Origin of the sequence: Paraburkholderia sp. J10-1 (assembly GCF_905220165.1) — a bacterium.
Lineage (GTDB): Bacteria > Pseudomonadota > Gammaproteobacteria > Burkholderiales > Burkholderiaceae > Paraburkholderia.
The window spans coordinates 1,468,393-1,484,517 of sequence record NZ_CAJMYW010000001.1 but is presented as its reverse complement, the minus strand read 5'-3'; the positions used below and the strand labels follow the sequence as shown (position 1 = coordinate 1,484,517).

General features: G+C 60.7%; 17 protein-coding genes. 6 read left to right on the top strand and 11 right to left on the bottom strand.

The annotated features are described in order from the left end of the window. The first annotated feature begins 609 nt into the window (after positions 1–609). Entirely contained in the window at positions 610–798 is a 189-nt protein-coding gene (locus U5A65_RS06520; protein WP_321910899.1) for a hypothetical protein, read from the top strand. Between the two features lie 62 nt (positions 799–860). Here U5A65_RS06520 and U5A65_RS06515 read toward each other — a convergent pair whose 3' ends face one another. Beyond that, positions 861–1,847 carry an alpha/beta hydrolase gene (locus U5A65_RS06515; protein WP_321935834.1) on the bottom strand — a complete coding sequence of 329 codons (987 nt, stop codon included), beginning with the start codon at positions 1,845–1,847 and terminating at the stop codon, positions 861–863. A 193-nt stretch (positions 1,848–2,040) separates the two neighbouring features. Between U5A65_RS06515 and U5A65_RS06510 the strand changes: the two genes are divergently transcribed. The 4 genes from U5A65_RS06510 to U5A65_RS06495 all read left to right on the top strand — a co-directional run bounded on the left by U5A65_RS06510 (position 2,041) and on the right by U5A65_RS06495 (position 5,428). Continuing rightward, entirely contained in the window at positions 2,041–2,661 is a 621-nt protein-coding gene (locus U5A65_RS06510; protein WP_321945810.1) for a carbonic anhydrase, read from the top strand. A gap of 112 nt (positions 2,662–2,773) precedes the next feature. After that, positions 2,774–4,303: a SulP family inorganic anion transporter gene (locus tag U5A65_RS06505; protein WP_321910902.1), complete on the top strand. Its 1,530-nt coding sequence runs from the start codon at positions 2,774–2,776 to the stop codon at positions 4,301–4,303. A gap of 200 nt (positions 4,304–4,503) precedes the next feature. Further along, positions 4,504–4,830: a hypothetical protein gene (locus U5A65_RS06500; protein ID WP_321945809.1), complete on the top strand. Its 327-nt coding sequence runs from the start codon at positions 4,504–4,506 to the stop codon at positions 4,828–4,830. Positions 4,831–5,044: 214 nt separating this feature from the next. After that, positions 5,045–5,428, top strand: a complete 384-nt coding sequence (locus U5A65_RS06495) for a VOC family protein (RefSeq protein ID WP_321935835.1) — start codon at positions 5,045–5,047, stop codon at positions 5,426–5,428. A 27-nt stretch (positions 5,429–5,455) separates the two neighbouring features. Here the strand turns inward: U5A65_RS06495 and U5A65_RS06490 are convergent, their stop codons facing one another. Further along, on the bottom strand, positions 5,456–5,923 hold the full coding sequence (locus U5A65_RS06490; protein WP_321910907.1) for a type II 3-dehydroquinate dehydratase: 468 nt from the start codon (positions 5,921–5,923) through the stop codon (positions 5,456–5,458). Positions 5,924–5,927: 4 nt separating this feature from the next. Continuing rightward, the gene (locus U5A65_RS06485) at positions 5,928–7,271 is read right to left on the bottom strand and encodes an MFS transporter (RefSeq protein ID WP_415764252.1); all 1,344 of its coding nucleotides are present in this window, start codon (positions 7,269–7,271) and stop codon (positions 5,928–5,930) included. Positions 7,272–7,397: 126 nt separating this feature from the next. On the opposite strand from U5A65_RS06485, the gene U5A65_RS06480 reads away from it, so the two are divergent. Continuing rightward, positions 7,398–8,183 (top strand): IclR family transcriptional regulator, encoded by a 786-nt coding sequence (locus tag U5A65_RS06480; protein ID WP_321911322.1) that lies wholly within the window; start codon positions 7,398–7,400, stop codon positions 8,181–8,183. Positions 8,184–8,190: 7 nt separating this feature from the next. Here U5A65_RS06480 and U5A65_RS06475 read toward each other — a convergent pair whose 3' ends face one another. The 8 genes from U5A65_RS06475 to U5A65_RS06440 form a co-directional block, all read right to left on the bottom strand. Next, positions 8,191–8,715 carry a GNAT family N-acetyltransferase gene (locus tag U5A65_RS06475; protein ID WP_321945808.1) on the bottom strand — a complete coding sequence of 175 codons (525 nt, stop codon included), beginning with the start codon at positions 8,713–8,715 and terminating at the stop codon, positions 8,191–8,193. Between the two features lie 51 nt (positions 8,716–8,766). Beyond that, a complete protein-coding gene (locus U5A65_RS06470) occupies positions 8,767–9,471 on the bottom strand; it encodes a hypothetical protein (protein WP_321945807.1) in 705 nt (234 codons plus the stop codon). A gap of 69 nt (positions 9,472–9,540) precedes the next feature. Beyond that, positions 9,541–10,179 carry a Type 1 glutamine amidotransferase-like domain-containing protein gene (locus U5A65_RS06465; RefSeq protein WP_321945806.1) on the bottom strand — a complete coding sequence of 213 codons (639 nt, stop codon included), beginning with the start codon at positions 10,177–10,179 and terminating at the stop codon, positions 9,541–9,543. A gap of 196 nt (positions 10,180–10,375) precedes the next feature. Continuing rightward, positions 10,376–10,666, bottom strand: a complete 291-nt coding sequence (locus tag U5A65_RS06460) for a hypothetical protein (protein WP_321910914.1) — start codon at positions 10,664–10,666, stop codon at positions 10,376–10,378. A gap of 226 nt (positions 10,667–10,892) precedes the next feature. Beyond that, positions 10,893–11,588 (bottom strand): dienelactone hydrolase family protein, encoded by a 696-nt coding sequence (locus U5A65_RS06455; protein ID WP_321945805.1) that lies wholly within the window; start codon positions 11,586–11,588, stop codon positions 10,893–10,895. A gap of 101 nt (positions 11,589–11,689) precedes the next feature. Further along, positions 11,690–12,373 carry an alpha/beta hydrolase gene (locus tag U5A65_RS06450; RefSeq protein WP_321935841.1) on the bottom strand — a complete coding sequence of 228 codons (684 nt, stop codon included), beginning with the start codon at positions 12,371–12,373 and terminating at the stop codon, positions 11,690–11,692. A gap of 42 nt (positions 12,374–12,415) precedes the next feature. Then, complete coding sequence (locus U5A65_RS06445) at positions 12,416–13,105, bottom strand: dienelactone hydrolase family protein (protein WP_321910917.1); 690 nt, start codon at positions 13,103–13,105, stop codon at positions 12,416–12,418. Positions 13,106–13,243: 138 nt separating this feature from the next. Beyond that, positions 13,244–16,117 carry an ATP-binding protein gene (locus tag U5A65_RS06440; protein ID WP_321945804.1) on the bottom strand — a complete coding sequence of 958 codons (2,874 nt, stop codon included), beginning with the start codon at positions 16,115–16,117 and terminating at the stop codon, positions 13,244–13,246. Positions 16,118–16,125 lie beyond the last annotated feature (8 nt).

Here is a 16,125-nt window from a genome sequence, read left to right as displayed (position 1 = left end):
GGCAAGCTCACGTCGTACACGGAGAGCGCGGTGTCGCATGGGGGTCTTTCGAGCCTTCGGTACAACTTGATACCCGTTTGCCCAAGCCGGACCGTCATTACCACATCGTCTTGGCCGAAAGCAGTGACGGGCATGTGCATGTCGCGGCGAACATGTGGGCCTCTGCGCTGGTGTACTAACGCACCAGGCAAGCCGGCAATCTCGCCTCGCTGCCGTCCATGGCAAGGGCATGTTTGCATTGGCCCCACTGAACGGTGACGAACGCTTTTTTGCTTGCATGCCACTGGTGACCACCAAGAGGGGGGCCACGCTACCACTCGCGACGCATGGAGGAAGGACACACACCTTCCTGCTCGAATGATCGGGTGAGCGATGGAGGCCGCGACACGATGCTCGGCACTTGCTGAAGGCACCCCGCGAATGTTCCGATCGACTACGGTGCAGATGGCGAACAAAACCGACACAGCGAACCGTGCGCGTTCCTTGAGGACGTTCCTTCTAATCACAATGCATGTGTTTGTACTCGAACCTATGGCGCAGACGACCGCCTGACGCGGCGACTTCAGGCCTGCTAGACTATGAGTTCCCCCGAAAACCATGGAGGGAGCCATGATGACCGTTTATGTAGTGAAGACCGGTGAACAGTACCTCTGCTGCGCAGAGGACGGCGACATTGGCATGGCACCGGAAATTGAAGGGGCCAAGTCCTTTTCGTCGTACGCAGAAGCGGAAAAGGCGGCGCACGAAAACGCCGACCCCGGATACGAAATCGTCACCGTCAGCGTGACTGTGCACTAACGCGGAGTTCGCCGCTGGGCGCCCGGCGAAAACGGGCACTGGCGGCGCAGGCTGTTTTGCATCTACTTACTGGCACTTGTCGCCTGCCCGGCAAGGAAGTTCAAGATAATCTCGTTCACCTCTTCCGGACGCTCTTGCTGCACCCAATGACCCGCCTTCGCAATGAGATGCTTCTTCCATAGGTTGGGAACGTTGAGTTCCAGCGCGTCATAGTCCTTCGCCGCCATCTTCACGACGCCGTCCAATTCCCCCGCGAGGAAAAGCGTTGGCTGCATAATGCGAGCACCATCAAGGAAGCTGGTCAGCGCCCAGTTTCGATCGATATTTCGATACCAGTTGATGGGTCCACGAAACCCGCTCCGCTCGAATTGACCGACTAGATACTGCAAATCCGTTTCGGTCAACCATGCCGGGAGTTCATCGGGTAATGCGAGGTTGTCCACGAGCCGTGTCGATTTTGGAAAGGTCGCGAAATTGGCCAACTGCCCTTTCGCCACCGCATCGCCTGATGCCGTGTACAGAATGCCGAGCACCGAGCGGCGGATATCTTCTTCGAGTTCGCGCTCGGCGCGTCCCGGCAACTGAAAATAGTCCTGATAGAAGTGACATTCCTGCGTGATCTGGGCAAAGCGCACCGATGGACGCACCGGACGTCGAGGCATGTAAGGCACGCTCAGCAGGCCGAGAACGGGAAACAGCTCGGGGCGCAGCAGCGCAGCGTAAGCAGCGACGGCAGCCCCCCAGTCATGGCCGATCAGAATCGCGCGATCTTCGCCGAGAGACTTGACGAGGCCGACCAGGTCCCCGACCAGATTCAAAATATCGTAAGCCTCGACGGATTCCGGGGTATCGGTGAGCCCGTAACCGCGCTGGTCCGGTGCGACCGCGCGATAACCTGCAGCCGCCAACGCTTCTATCTGCCAGCGCCACACGTACCAGGATTCCGGCCAGCCATGGCAGAGCAGCACGAGTGGCCCCGTGCCTTTTTCGACATAGTGCATCCGGATGCCGTTGACGTACGCGAACTTCTGTTGCAGCCCGTTCATCATGGAGTCGACCTCGTTTTGAGCGATGGGAAACGCCTGGCGATCAGTATGTGACAGGGCGTGCGTTGCGGGACTGTTTTTTTATATTCGCCTTGCATTGTTCCGATTTATTTTTTTAAAACATCGCGCGATTTTCTGATAGAAAGCTATACGTAAGGATTGAGCGGAGCCACCGCTCTGAATGGAGCCTCGACGCATGAATCTTCCGAAACGTATGCTCGTTGCCAATGTCGCGTGGGCGCAGGAAATTGCCTCTCGCGACCCGCAATTCTTCAGCGCGCTAGCCACCGGCCAGAAGCCGCAAGTGCTCTGGATCGGCTGCTCCGATAGCCGCGTGCCAGCGGAAAGCGTCACTCACTGTGCACCTGGCGATTTGTTCGTTCACCGCAACATCGCCAACCTTTTTCACTCCGACGACGACAACAACATGAGCGTGCTCGAATACGCGGTACGCGTGTTGCGGGTCAAGCACATCATTGTCTGTGGACACTACGGTTGCGGCGGCGTGCGCGCCTCGCTGCTCCCGCCCGCCGACGCGCTGCCCCACGTGAACCGGCGCATCAAGCCGCTTTGCGCGCTCGCGCAGACACATCGCGCAACGCTCGCGCACTTGCCGTCGGAAGAAGCACGCGTCGACCGTCTCGCCGAACTGAACGTGATCGAACAGGTGCACCTGCTGCGCGAACATCCGCTCGTAAGCGAGAGCGCGCCCGCGCCGCTCGTGCACGGCTGGATCTTTTCGCTCAACAACGGGCAGCTGCGTGAACTTGCGTCGGGCTACGACGCTGAAACCGCGACGGCCATCGCGGCAGCCTGAGCAATCCGCTCAGGATTGCGTGATCCAGGCACGGCCCAACCGTCCGTGCCGCCCGCCAATTGCGTGCGGAATTCGCCGACTCCTCTACTCTTCTTTTCTTCCTGCTTCCGTCATGACTTCGAGAGCTTCCCTGTCTGCGTTTGCGCGCGACCTCGCCGCCGGTACCGTCGTCTTTCTCGTCGCGCTGCCGTTATGCCTCGGTATTGCAAGAGCATCCGGCGCCGAGCCGTTGACCGGCCTCGTGTCCGGCATTGTCGGCGGCATCGTCGTCGCCGCGCTCAGCGGCTCGCGCCTCAGTGTGAGCGGCCCCGCCGCCGGACTCGTCGTGATCGTCGTGGATGGCATCGCACGCCTCGGCAGTTTTTCAGCATTCCTGATTGCTGTATTGCTCTCAGGGGTGCTGCAGTTCGGATTTGGCATGCTCAAAGCCGGGCGGCTCGCCTCGTATGTGCCCACGCCGGTCATCAAGGGCATGCTGGCAGCAATCGGACTGCTGTTGGTGATCAAGCAGGTGCCGCTCGCACTGGGACTGACGTCGGGCAACAACGCCGAATCGTTGACGGGCGCGCTTCAGTCGATCTCGCCTGTCGTCTGCGCGGTTGCCTTGCTCTCGCTTGCCATTCTCGCGGGCTGGGAAACGCGCGCATTGCGACGCTTCGCGCTCGTGCGACTGGTTCCCGCGCCGCTTGTCGTCGTGATTGCAGGCATCAGCGTAACGCTGGTTTGCGGCGCGCCTGGCTCTGGTTTTGCGCTGCCGGTCGAGCAGCGGGTGGCGCTGCCCGCCATCGAATCCTTCGCGGCATTGGGCGAGGCACTGCAATTCGGCGACTTCGAATTGAGCTTCGCGCGGCTTGCCGACCCGGAAATCTGGATCGTGGCCATGACGCTTGCCGTCGTCGCGAGTCTCGAAACGCTGCTGAGCCTCGAAGCGGTCGAGCAGATCGATCCGCAGCGGCGCGCCGCGCCGCCGAATCGCGAACTCAAGGCACAAGGTATCGGCAATATCGTCGCGGGCGCCATTGGGGGGCTGCCCATCACGTCGGTCATCGTGCGCAGTTCGGCAAACGTGCACGCCGGCGCGCAAAGCCGGCTCTCTGCGATCGTGCATGGCGTGCTGCTGCTTGTCAGCGTATTCGCGCTCACCGACGTGATCAATCTGATTCCGCTCGCAAGCCTTGCCGCCATTCTCATTCATACCGGCTTCAAGCTCGCCAAGCCTTCGTTGTTCGTCGCGCTCGCGAAACAAGGCGTGGCGCCTCTCGCGCCATTTGTCGTTACGATCGCCGGCGTGCTTGCCACCGATCTGCTCACGGGAATCGTGCTCGGCGTGCTGTGCAGCGCCGCTCTCGCGCTGTGGGCGAATCTGCACCGGCCGATCGCCCTCGCGTGCCATGACGATCATTTCCTGCTCTCGTTTCGCAAGGACGTGTCGTTTCTCGGCAAGGTGCCGCTCAAGCAGATGCTCGCCGATATTCCGGACCGCGCGACAGTCATTGTCGACACCACACGCGCCGACTTCATCGATCACGACGTGCGCGAACTGCTCGAGCGCTTCGTTGCCGATGCGCCGCTAAGGTCGATCGCGGTGGAGATACGGCATGCCGCAGGCATCCTTCCGCCTGCAACACGTTCTGGCGCTTGAACTGCCGCCCGTGATCGTCTGGCGGCAGCCAGGCCCGGAGTCTTCGTTGGCCGCCACAGCCGTCGTAACAGCAAAAGCTCGCACACCTCGTGTGGTGAAAACGTCAAAACCACGCTGCCGTATTTTTGAAATGTATTTTTTGAGGATCATTATTGGGCAACGAACTTTGAATCCGTTATGCAGGTAAATGGGGGCATTTCATGGGCAGCGCGCTAGTTTGGGCAGCAATCCCTCACAACAGCGATGGGGTCGTGTTTCAGGTTCGCGTAATTCGCGGGCTCCAACGCTTTCATATTTCGCGCCGGTCGCTTGAGGAGGCTTTCGGCCTGGCGCCTCAGGCATCGGATGCACGACAGCTCGAACTCTTTTATCAACACACGACTCACATCTTGAGTCGCGCCATGCAAAAACGTCCGATTGCGGGCGCTGACACCGCTGCGCTTCAGACTGCGGACTTCGCCATGCTTGTGGAAGTGGAACACGGCGCGGCAGCGTATTCGTTGGAAACGCAGGGGTATCTGGCTTGAAAACGGGTGGCTGTTGATGAAAGCGGTCGTTCGTGCGCGGGAAATCGAACGTCGAGCGAACGCCGAGCGAACGTCGAGAACGGGTTGCGTCTGCTCTCAGGTCCGGATGTAGACTTCGGATATGCGCCGTGACGCAGCCGTTGTGCTGGAGGTCTGTCAAGATATCCGGACCGGGCGCACCACACTCGAATCCCCCGTCGCCGGAGGCCGCATTATGGCCACTCAACTCAATCACACCATCGTCTGGTGCTCGAACCGGAGCGCCTCAGCGAAATTCCTGACCGAGATGCTGGGCCGGCCAGCGCCGACCCACTTCGGCCACTTCGACGTCGTCGAACTGGACAACGGAGTCTCGCTCGACTTCGCCGACGCCAACGGTCAGATCCAGCCGCAGCACTACGCTTTCCTCATAAGCGAAGCCGACTTCGACGCCGTCTTCAGCCGCATCAAGGATCGCGGCCTTGAGTACTCGGCCGACCCAATGGGTAGCCGGTCAGGCGAGATTAACCACAACGATGGCGGACGCGGCGTCTATTTTCGCGATCCTGACGGCCACTACCTCGAAGTGATCACCCGGCCTTACGGCAGCAGCGGCTGACAGCGGCCGGGTGGTTCGCACCGGGTGTCATCTGTTTTCAGCGCCGGGCTCAAGCCTGTTGCCCCACAGATCGTCGATCGCGCGAATCGCCAGCAAATAGCCGTTCGCGCCAGCCCCACAGATCACGGCAGTCGCCGCCACCGAGATCGACGAGTGACGATATTCTTCGGAACGCCGGTGGATATTGGTGATATGCAATTCCACCACCGGCCGGCGGACAAGTTTGACTGCATCGAGCACCGAAATCCGGCCGAACGAAAAACCGGCCGGATTGATGATCAGCGCGGCGTCCTGCAGGAATGCTTCCTGGATCCAGTCGATCAGCTCGCTTTCACTGTTGGTCTGGCGGAACACACAGTCGAACTTGAGCGCATCGGCCAGCGTCAGGCAGTTCTGTTCGATATCGTTAAGCGTGGTCGTGCCATAAATATGAGGCTCCCTTACGCCCAGCATGTTCAGATTGGAGCCATTGAGGATGTAGAGTTTTCGATTCATGGTGTCAATGCGTAGAGGAATGTTCCAGGGCGGTGCCTTTGGTTTCCCGGGATACCGCGATCATGACGAAGGAGAGCAGGTTCAGCGAGCCGCACACGGCTACGATGGCCCACGGAGAACCGTGAAAGGCATTGAGCAGCGCCACCGCGACTATCGGCATTGGGCCGCCGGTGAGCAGGTTGGCGCCCGAGTACGCCAGTGCCGACCCCGTGTAGCGCGCCTCGGTCGGAAAGGACTCGGCGAACCAGACCGGCTGGATGCCGCTTTGGAACTGTGTGAAGCCGAGGAACGCGCCCATCACGGCCATTGTCATGGCGATCGAGTTCTGGTTGAGAACCGGAAAATAGATCAGGCAGCATATTAGTGTGCATAACGAACCAATCATCAATGCACGTTTGCGTCCGAGCCGATCGCTCAGGTAGCCGCCCACCAGGGCGCCCACAATGGCACAGACATTCGCAACCATCAACAGCATGAAACCGGTCTGCTTCGGTACACCGAGGTGTTTCGTCAGGTAACTGAGCGAGAAAACCACGATCAAGTAGAACAGCGCAGCCGGGCCACAGAAGAACAACGTGAGGCGCAGCGCGGTGCGCCAGTGATATTTGAAAACGACGCCAAGCGGATTGACGGCGCGTGTGGAAGTGCCGCCCTTCTTGAGCGACTCGAAGGCAGGCGTCTCGCTAACCTTCCTGCGAATGTAGATGCCCAATAACACGAGAACAAAGCTTGCCAGGAACGGGACTCGCCATCCCCATGCATCAAAGTCGTCCGACGAGAGCAGCGCGGCCAGTGTAAAGAGCGAGAAATTGGCGAGAATCTGGCTAAGTGGCGAGCAAATGCCAAGCAGCCCCGAATACCAGCCACGTCGGCTGGCAGACGCATGCTCCACCGCCATCAGTTGCGCGCCTGTCGATTCGCCGCCGAGTGCGAAGCCCTGAATGATGCGCAGCGACACCAGTAGCGTCGGTGCGAGTATGCCAACTTGCTGGTAAGTGGGCAGCACCCCCATCAGGAACGACGACGCGCCCATTACCGACACGGTGATCAGCATCAGTTTGCGGCGCCCCCAACGGTCACCGAGGATTCCGCAAATCACCGCGCCGAGCGGCCGTGCAGCCAGCCCTGCCCAGAAGCTCGCCAGCGACGCTAACAGCGAGGCCGTTGGGTCGAGTGAGGGGAAAAACAGCTTGGGAAAAATCGTGGCCGCGACCACGCCATACAACGCGAAATCGAACCATTCGAGCGCCGTACCGACGGTCGCGCCGGCGACTGCCCGACGCGCCATCAAGTGAGCTTGCGCAGACTGTTCGTTCGCAACAAGGTCAGACCGAGCGAAAGATGACATTTTGTCTCCTGAATTTCCTTATGTTGAACGTTCGTTTCTGGCGACGAACAGATGCTATTGTTTGCGCTGCAAAGGAGGCCCGTTCCGCACCGGAACTGCATTTTATATTGTGAAAAGCTCGCAAAAATGTCGCTAAAGAATGGCCTGAGAGTTCTGGATTTTCTGGCGTCGCAAGGCGAAGGCGCGGGCCTCGTGGCCATTGCCGACGCGTTGTCTCTGCCGCGCAGCACGTGTCATCGCGTCCTCGCCGAGCTGGTCGAAAGCGGGTATGTCCGGCAACTGGTCGATCACAGCCGTTACATCCTGACAATGCGCATGACGTCGAACGGACTCGAATTCCTGAGCCTGACGGGCATCGCGGATATCGCCCAGCCGATCATCGAGCGCATTGCCGCGCAAACCGGTGAACTGGCGCGGCTGTCACTCGTCGACGGCGAAGCGATTATCTGGGTGGGTAAGGCGGACGGACAGCGCGTTGGCTTTCGTTACGATCCCGATATGGGCCACGCGGCACGACTTTCATGCACGTCGACCGGGCACGCGTGGCTCATGACAATGACCGACGAGCAGGCGGTCGCATTGGTGTTAAAGCAGGGCTTCGGACAGCCGAATGAGTTCGGACCCAACGCGCCGACAACGCTCAAGGCGCTATTGGGATTCCTGCACGCTGCGCGCGTGCGTGGCTACGCGATGATCGACGAGGTGTTTGCTCCGCGCATGTCTGCGGTGGCGGCGCCCGTGGTTAGCGGCTCGCGCTGCGTAGGCGTCATCAGCCTGGCCGGTCCGCGGGTACGACTCACTGCTGAGAAGATTCACGAGTACTCGGTACTGCTGCGCGAGGCGGCCAATGAACTGGCCCAATTGAGCAATATGGCGGGATTCCCCAGTCGGCCGCCTCTCGGCAAAGGATGAAGTGACTTCATGATCTCGTGGAAACCGGGTGGGCTGGTCTCTCGTACAGAGACCAGACATACCCGCCGGGTTCCGGCTCCGTGTACAGCCCTGCGCGGATAAAGCCAAGCGACTCGTACCAGGCGCATAGCTTCGCGTTGTGGATGGCGCAGTCGAGTCGAACGAAACGCCGGTTCAAGCCGCTCACCTGGTTAGCGCACCAATCAAGCATGAAGCTCCCGAGCCCGCGCCCGTTAAAGTCCTTGCGCACAGAAAGCCCATGAACATAACCGGCAACCGGTGCTTGAGGCCCCCAGTGATTGTCCTCATCCAGCACGAGCGAAAACGCCCCGACCAGCGTCCCTTCCATCTCGACGACATACACTTCTTTTTCAGAGACATTGTTTCGTACCCAGTTCTCGGAAAACCCGTCGCCTTCCCTGCCCCACGCATAGTCGCGGTACGTCACCTTCTTCGCGTGTGCATCGTTGCGAATCTGAGTCAGTATCGGCACGTCATCTGCCGTCGCCCGGCGGACGCTTTTCGATGTCATCGCTCACTTCTCCGTTGCAGAGTCTCGGCGAGATGAATCACGCCTCGCTGTTCACAGCCGACTCAGAATCTGGCGCTCGTAGGCTGACCAGTCTCTTCGGGAATTCTCAATCGAGAGCTTGGCTAGCGGTAGTTGCTGAAACAGAGCGTCGGTGATTTGCCGATAATCGCGATATAGGGAGATTAACCCGTCTAACCCCTGGTAACCTTTGCGCACACAGTACGGACTCGCGAGTTTCCAGTTCACCTGATAGTCGATCCACTCGGGCCCGCGCTCCGCGCAGACGGTTCGAACCGCTTTTTCGACGTCTTCCTGCCAAAGGTAGAGAACGAACGGATTGAGTGGCGCAATGACTACGGCCAACGCCTTTACGTAGTCAACAATCAGTGCTGTATCGGCGTCCATCAGCAGTAGATGAGTCAGGTCTCCATGAAACAGTTGACCATCCATCACCGGGATTGGCGAATCCCTCTGTGTTGCCTCGACAAAAGCGGCCCATCTGGCCAGCGCACGGTCGGCCAGATCCCGAGGTGTCGCGTCCCGCCACGGCTCGAACCAGTGTTCGAGTTCGTCCGTCGCTCGCACCGGGTGGGGCTCAGTCCTTTCATGTATCGGCAATGCCGCGCGCCCCGAATCTTCCAGGCGCCTGGCAATCAGGCGCATCGTCGTTGACTTGCCCGAACCCATGATGCCTTCGACGATAACCAGCCGATGGGCGGCGGTTTCTGCACCACAGGGATTTGGCGGGATCGCCATTTGTGCTGATAACACCTTGTAAGATGACCGGTAGCTCCAACAACAGCCCTATTCGACGCCCGAGCGCGATCAACCAACAACCTCGCTTCGCATACCATCCATCACAAAGGCCTCACCGTCTCTCAACGTTTGATATGGTATTTGGTGGCGCTCGTAGAATTCCACTTCTTCGCCCACTGCAGCCGATTCGGGATGATCTGATTCGAAGTGCACCACGAGCGAAAGCGGCAACAGTCCGAGCCCGTCCCATACTACCGGTAAATCGTAACCCGGCGGAATCTCAGCGGGATCGCTCACGCGAACCAGTGCGCGCAGCGTGCTCGAGGCAATCACCGCCGCCGCACTAAATCCTGCGTAGACGATTCTGTCGCGCTCCAGCAAATCGGCGATCGCGACATCGAATCCGCTTTGCTTCATTGCCCTGCGCAGGATGAATGCGTTGCCGCCGTTGACCCATACTGCGTCGAACTGCTGTAGTGCCTCACGCAGTCGATCCGTCGCACCAAAGAACTGCCGGAGATCGAGTTCTTGCACGGCGAATCCTAATGCCCGGAGTTTTGTCGACTGACTTTCCAGCCACTGCGCTCGCGCTGCTTCACGATGGTCAAGCGCGTTGACGATAACCGCTGCGCGCATTTCACCGCCGACTAGCCGTACCAGTTGCTCGGGTCTGGCGCCTACATCGAATGATGAAAGGTAGATGCGCATGGCTTGCTGAGTTTGATCCGCCGACAAGCGTGAATGCGTACCGGCGGTGGCTATCAGTGGCCACGGGACGCGTCCACAAGTCGATCGTCACACCGAGTCGTGGAATGCGGTTTGATCATCGGCTCAAAAGGAGGCCCTGCCCTGAGCCCCGCTTTTTCTTACAATATCGAAACTGCGCGCACGCAACGATGCGTAGTCAGGCAAACGCAACCTGTGCAAGATACGTTGCGAAGTAGTCATCGTCCAGCCACCCGGAAACATGCTTCGACGCCTCGATGCGCTGAATCTCTTTCTGGCCTTTATCGGTCAGCATGGCAATCTGGAGCGGCGGGAGATACTTCGTACTGGGAGGAGGTTTCTGGTCAATGGTCTGGATCAGACCCTGCGAGCGAAGCCACGTGAATATTGCCGGTCGCTTGTGCCACGGAATTTGTCGATACAACGCGAGTCGAAGAGCTTCAAGTACAGCGCCATTGTTGAATTCCATGAGCATCCTTCTGGTGGTCGGCTGAAACGTCCGGCTGGCACTGAGTACACACGGTAGCACATGCAGCGGCTCTTTTCGATGACATTCGGGCGCTAACAACGGAATTCGAGAAACGCGTCGTGAGCGGTGGCCGACTCTCGACGAGAAATCGTCGCGGGTCAAAAAAGCGCTCTGGCGCATTCTGGGCTGCTCGCCGGCAAGGCCGAGCAGCCAGCGTCCGCAAGGATCATCGTAGCGCCCGATTCAGGAAATCGCGGGTTCGACCGTTGGCCAGGGCGGCGGCGGCGGGATCGTAGTGGGCGCCATTGTTGCGCGAGAACGCGTGACGCTGGCCGGGGTAGCTGTACACCGAGACATTCGGTTTGCCAGCGAGAGCCGCCTTGATTGCCTCTTGCGCTGGCCTGGTGATGAACTCGTCCTCCTCCCCCAGGTGCATCAACAGTGGCGCATGAAGGCCCGCTACCTCGTCAAGGTAGCTTTCGGTGTCGCTGCCGTGGTAGGCCACGGCGGCATCGACCTCAGAGCGGACCGCGGTCAAAAAGGCCATCAGGGCGCCAAGACAATAACCCAGCACGGCGACCTTTCCGGTGCACCCCGATAGCTCGGCCGTGGTCGCAACGGTGTCCTCGATGTCCCTCACCCCGGCGTCCCGATCGTAAGCCTCGTACAGACGCAGCCCATGCTGCCAGTCAGGTTCTGATCTGACGTCGAGGTCGACGCCAGGCGCTTGCCGCCAGTAAAGATCGGGCGCCACCGCGATGAAGCCCAATCCGGCCAGGTCATCACAATGCTTGCGGATATCGGCGTTGACCCCGAACACTTCCTGCAGGACGACGACAGCCGGCGCAGGCAGATCGGCCGGCCGCGCAATATAGGCTCCGAAGGCGCCGTCCCGGCCCTCGATGACGATACGACTTTCCATCGCTTTCTCCTTCGGCGACCACGTTTGACAGATTCCAGCCGATGTCCGCGGAACGCGCCACGCCGAGCGTCGGTGCGAGCCTTGCCCGGGAGCGCCTCGCTCTAGCGGGCGGCGACCGCGGCGCAAGCCTTGCGGATCACGTCGAGCACCGCTTGCGGCTGCGAGAGCATCGGCACGTGGCTCGCCTTGAGCTCGACGGTTGTGGCGCCCATGCGCCTCGCGGCGAAGCGTTCCAGGTCCGGATGGACGGTTCTGTCCTCTGTGGCGACAATCGACCAACTCGGCTTCGTACGCCAGGCGATTCCGTCGTGCTTCTGGTTGAAGAGGTCGAGTGCCGGCGCGAAGTGAGTCGCATAGACGACCGCCTGCTCGTCCGGCGACAGGTCCTGAGCGAATGCCGCCGGGCCGGAATGCTTCAGCCAGACGCGACCGTTGGCCACCTCGATGTGGTTGAAGACTTCGGTCTTCGGGAATTTGTCCTGCTGACCCTGCGACGTCTCGGTCTCGTCCGGGCCCAGGGCGGCGATATACACCAGAGCGGCGACCTTGGGGTCCATGCCGGCATGGGTGATGACCGTTCCGCCGTAGGAGTGGCCGACCAGCACCACCGGGCCTTCGACCCGTGCGATCGTGCGAACGGTCGCGTCGACATCGCCTTTCAGCGTATCCAGGCCATATTGCGCGGCCATCACGTCGTGCCCCTCCGCCTTCAGCGTCGGGATGAGCTTCTGAAAACAGGACCCATCGGCCCAGATACCGTGCGCGAAAACGATACTCGGTTTCATTGTGCTCTCCTAAGGTGAGTGCTTGCGGGGGGTGCGGGCCTCCTACTCAAAAAGATGCTGCTTGAGGAACTCGACGGTTCTGGCGTTGGCCCTGGCAGCCGCCTTGGCGTCGAAGCGCGAGCCGCTATGCCGCGCGAACGCATGCGAGCAGCCGGCATAAGTCCGAATCTCGACGCCGAGCGGCGTAAGGCTATCGCGGATCGCCTTCTGCGCGGCGGGGCCGATGTACTCGTCCTGCTCGCCCAGGTGAAGCAGCAGCGGCCCACGCACTGCCTGCGCATCGCCGAGGAATTCATCCGTTCTCGCGCCGTAATAGCCGACACCGGCATCGACGCCGACGCGCGTAGCAACCAGATACGCAAGCAGTCCGCCGAGGCAAAAGCCGACCACGCCGACGCGTCCGGTGCACCAGGTCATGGCGCGCGTCTGCTCGACCGTCGCTTGCACGTCGGATACGGCCTGGTCGAGATCGAGCGCCTCGTATAACGCGTGCGCCAGCGGCCAGTCGGTCTCGCCGGACAGCTCGACGCGCGGCTGTTGGCGCCAATACAGGTCGGGACTCACCGCGATGAACCCCTTCGCTGCGAGTTCGTCACAGGTCATGCGAACGTCGGCGTTGACGCCGAATGCTTCCTGCACGACCACCACGGCGGCCGCAGGTCCCGATCGGGGCTCTGCAAGATAGGCGTAAAAGGCCCCGTCGGGTACAAACACTTCGACGCAAGACGCCATGGCCAGCTCCCTCTGCACGGGCGTACGACGTAGGCTAGCCGCCGGCGGATGCAGGCGTGAGTGAATCGTGGTGAATTGCCGTGAATTCTCGCTGCTGGCGCGGGCGAGGTATGCCGGGATCGTGGCCGACCGACTCGACTATCTGTCGATCATCGCTCGTGCCTCTACGAGGTCATACGTTTTGAATCCTTCTGTGAACGACTCAACAATGCGCGCGAGCACCGCGTGGGATACATGAACGGGTTCTTCGCGGTGCAACTTCGCGAGGCTCAAAGCCGTGCGCAGCTGCCAGGCGCACGCGCCCTGGCGCAGCGCGAGTTGAAATGATCGTTGAAAAAGCGCTTCGGCGGCCGACGCCGCACTCGTACCGAACTGGGCGAGCATGAGTTCGCCTTTGGTTCGCAGCAACTCGGGCAGACACCACCGCTCATCGTTGCGCGACGATTGCTCGATTGCCTCATCAACGGCACGCTGCGCCGCGTGCAGTTCACCGATGCTTCCGAGAGCGGCACTGAACTCGCAGAGTGCAGCAGTGTGATACAGCGCGAACCCGGCGCTGCGAAGCTCGTTGATCGCTTGCGAAAGTAGTTTGATTCCCTCGCGTGTGTGGCCGACCTTGATATGAAGAATGCCGCTGAAGCAACGCCCCATGGTCTGCCAGAGCCGCAATTCGTGCCTGGCGGACTGCTCGAGCAGCAACTGTACGTTACGCTGCGCTGCCTCGAAGTCGCCCACGAGCAGCGCGACCGCGCACGCGGATTGCCCGAGCGCATAACACAGCGATAAAGAATGGTTGTGCGCCAATGCCTCTTCGACGCTTGCCTCGGCTTCGCGAAACGCCTGATCGGGGTACCCCTGCACCCAGAGAATCCGCGAAAAAAAGCCTCTGCCGGCCACGACTTGATCGAACTGAAAGCGCAAGATCTGCGCTTTATGGGTTGCGGTGGGCGGCCGGCTCAGCATCCTCTCGAAGTGCGTGCGCGCCGCGCCCTGCTCACCGAGGAAATAGAGAGAGGTTCCCACCAGCCGGTCCCCGACGAACGAAGCGACGGGATCGTGCACCTTCGAGGCAAGCTGCGCGAACTGCTTCGCAAGGGTCAGCCCGGATCCGTGGTTGTCGCCCGTGACCGTGTCGACCCAAAGCCCCCAAAGCGCACGTAAGCGATAGTCCGTGTCGTCGAATCGCTCGGCAAACTGCAACACCCTGGTCCATACCGATCTCGCTTCCGGACCGGGTCCGATCGAATACAAGGCGACGCCGAGGGCGCTAAGGAGTTGCATTTCAATTCTGTCGTCGACGATCTTCGCTGCGGACATGGCCTCGATTGCGCGGTAAATGCGGATCCGGCACTCGTTCATCAGCGAGAGCTTCAGCCAAAGCGGAACCGATGCGATCGAGAGCTCGATACCGAGATTCGGATCGCCTCCCTCGGAGAAGGCCCAGTCGAGGGCTGCGCGGACGTTGTCCGCAACATTGCCCCGCGCACCGCGTTGAATGCCGTCCAACAGCTTTTGATCGGCTTCCTCCGCCTGCTGCAAAAGCTGCAGGTAGTAGTTCGCGTGCCCCCGCGCCAGCGCTTCGATTTCGCCGAGTTCGAGAAGGCGTTTGCGTGCGTACGCAACGGTCGTATCAAGCAGTCTGTAGCGCGTGACGCCGCTGCCGATATCAGCAAAGACCAGCGACTTGTCGACGAGATTGGCGAGGATGCCGAGCATGTCTGCGGCGGTGATGGAATCATTCGCTGCGACCCGGGCGGCCGCCTCCCGATCGAAATAGCCCGCGAAGATCCCCAATCTCCTGAAGACGATCCGCTCGCCTTCCGGGAGCAGGTCGTAACTCCAGTCGAGCGTGACCATCAACGTCTGCTGACGCGCTGGCGCGTCGCGCCGTCCACCTGTCAACAGCGCAAAGCGGTCAGTGAGCAGCGACGACACGCCCTGCACGCCAAACGCGTCAACACGCCCCGCGGCAAGCTCGATGGCGAGCGGATTGCCGTCGAGTCTCCGGCAAATATCCGCGGCAATCGGCGCATCCGGATCGTCAAGCTGGAACGTGCTGACACGCTCACATGTGCGCTCCACGAAGAGTTCGATCGACGCGTAGCCCATGGCGCTCGACGCCGTCAGTGCATCCGACACCAGCGGGGTGCTCAACGGTGGAAGACGATGCAAGACCTCGCCCGTAACCTTGATCGGCTCGCGGCTCGTGGCAAGGATCTGCAGATCGGGCACGCCTTCGAGCAATACGGCGGCCATCGACGCGACCGCGTCGATCAGGTGCTCGCAACTATCGAGAACGATCAGCATGCGCTTGCCGACGAGCCACTCGACCAGGCCCGGAATCGGATTGTCCGACCGGACGCCGCTGCCAAGCGCCGTGGCGAGAGCGCTGGGTACCAGCGCCGCTCCCGTTAGCGGTGCGAGATCGACAAAGCTCACCTGCCCGCTCGCTTCGGCCCGACGTTTGTGTGCAACGGCCACCGCGACGGTCGTCTTGCCGATGCCACCGGGTCCGACGATCGTCACGACACGCCCGTCGAGAAGCTTCGAGAAAATCGACTCGATCGCGTTCTCGCGCCCGACGAGGCGCCTGAGACGGGGCGGGATGCGCGAAGCGGGCAGCAGTTCGTTTGTGGGTGGCCTAGACGTTGGCGCGCGCTCGATGTCGTTGACGGCGGCAACAAAGCAATAGCCTCGGCCCGGCACGTTCACCACGTAGCGATGCTCGCGCCCATCGTCCTGCAAGGCTTTGCGCAGCGCCGCCACGTGGGTTTTCAGATTGCACTCTTCAACGACGGTACGCGGCCAGATCCGGACAATCAAATCGCGCTTGTCCACCGTTTCGCCGTGGCGCTCGACAAGCGCGATCAGGATGTCGAGCGCGCGACTGCCTATCGCAACAGCTTTGCCCCCCTTCAATAGTTCGCGCCTTGCCGGAAGCAACAAGAACGGACCGAACGCGATGCCGTCATTCGAGGAGAGAGCATTTGCGTGCACGTCGAACTCCTCCATGGCTGCGG

What these genes read in the sequence shown, in the direction of transcription:
- U5A65_RS06520 (WP_321910899.1), top strand. Translation starts at nt 610, where the DNA reads ATGATGACCGTTTATGTAGTGAAGACCGGTGAACAGTACCTCTGCTGC.
- U5A65_RS06515 (WP_321935834.1), bottom strand. Translation starts at nt 1,847, where the DNA reads ATGATGAACGGGCTGCAACAGAAGTTCGCGTACGTCAACGGCATCCGG.
- U5A65_RS06510 (WP_321945810.1), top strand. Translation starts at nt 2,041, where the DNA reads ATGAATCTTCCGAAACGTATGCTCGTTGCCAATGTCGCGTGGGCGCAG.
- U5A65_RS06505 (WP_321910902.1), top strand. Translation starts at nt 2,774, where the DNA reads ATGACTTCGAGAGCTTCCCTGTCTGCGTTTGCGCGCGACCTCGCCGCC.
- U5A65_RS06500 (WP_321945809.1), top strand. Translation starts at nt 4,504, where the DNA reads ATGGGCAGCGCGCTAGTTTGGGCAGCAATCCCTCACAACAGCGATGGG.
- U5A65_RS06495 (WP_321935835.1), top strand. Translation starts at nt 5,045, where the DNA reads ATGGCCACTCAACTCAATCACACCATCGTCTGGTGCTCGAACCGGAGC.
- U5A65_RS06490 (WP_321910907.1), bottom strand. Translation starts at nt 5,923, where the DNA reads ATGAATCGAAAACTCTACATCCTCAATGGCTCCAATCTGAACATGCTG.
- U5A65_RS06485 (WP_415764252.1), bottom strand. Translation starts at nt 7,271, where the DNA reads ATGTCATCTTTCGCTCGGTCTGACCTTGTTGCGAACGAACAGTCTGCG.
- U5A65_RS06480 (WP_321911322.1), top strand. Translation starts at nt 7,398, where the DNA reads ATGTCGCTAAAGAATGGCCTGAGAGTTCTGGATTTTCTGGCGTCGCAA.
- U5A65_RS06475 (WP_321945808.1), bottom strand. Translation starts at nt 8,715, where the DNA reads ATGACATCGAAAAGCGTCCGCCGGGCGACGGCAGATGACGTGCCGATA.
- U5A65_RS06470 (WP_321945807.1), bottom strand. Translation starts at nt 9,471, where the DNA reads ATGGCGATCCCGCCAAATCCCTGTGGTGCAGAAACCGCCGCCCATCGG.
- U5A65_RS06465 (WP_321945806.1), bottom strand. Translation starts at nt 10,179, where the DNA reads ATGCGCATCTACCTTTCATCATTCGATGTAGGCGCCAGACCCGAGCAA.
- U5A65_RS06460 (WP_321910914.1), bottom strand. Translation starts at nt 10,666, where the DNA reads ATGGAATTCAACAATGGCGCTGTACTTGAAGCTCTTCGACTCGCGTTG.
- U5A65_RS06455 (WP_321945805.1), bottom strand. Translation starts at nt 11,588, where the DNA reads ATGGAAAGTCGTATCGTCATCGAGGGCCGGGACGGCGCCTTCGGAGCC.
- U5A65_RS06450 (WP_321935841.1), bottom strand. Translation starts at nt 12,373, where the DNA reads ATGAAACCGAGTATCGTTTTCGCGCACGGTATCTGGGCCGATGGGTCC.
- U5A65_RS06445 (WP_321910917.1), bottom strand. Translation starts at nt 13,105, where the DNA reads ATGGCGTCTTGCGTCGAAGTGTTTGTACCCGACGGGGCCTTTTACGCC.
- U5A65_RS06440 (WP_321945804.1), bottom strand. Translation starts at nt 16,117, where the DNA reads ATGGAGGAGTTCGACGTGCACGCAAATGCTCTCTCCTCGAATGACGGC.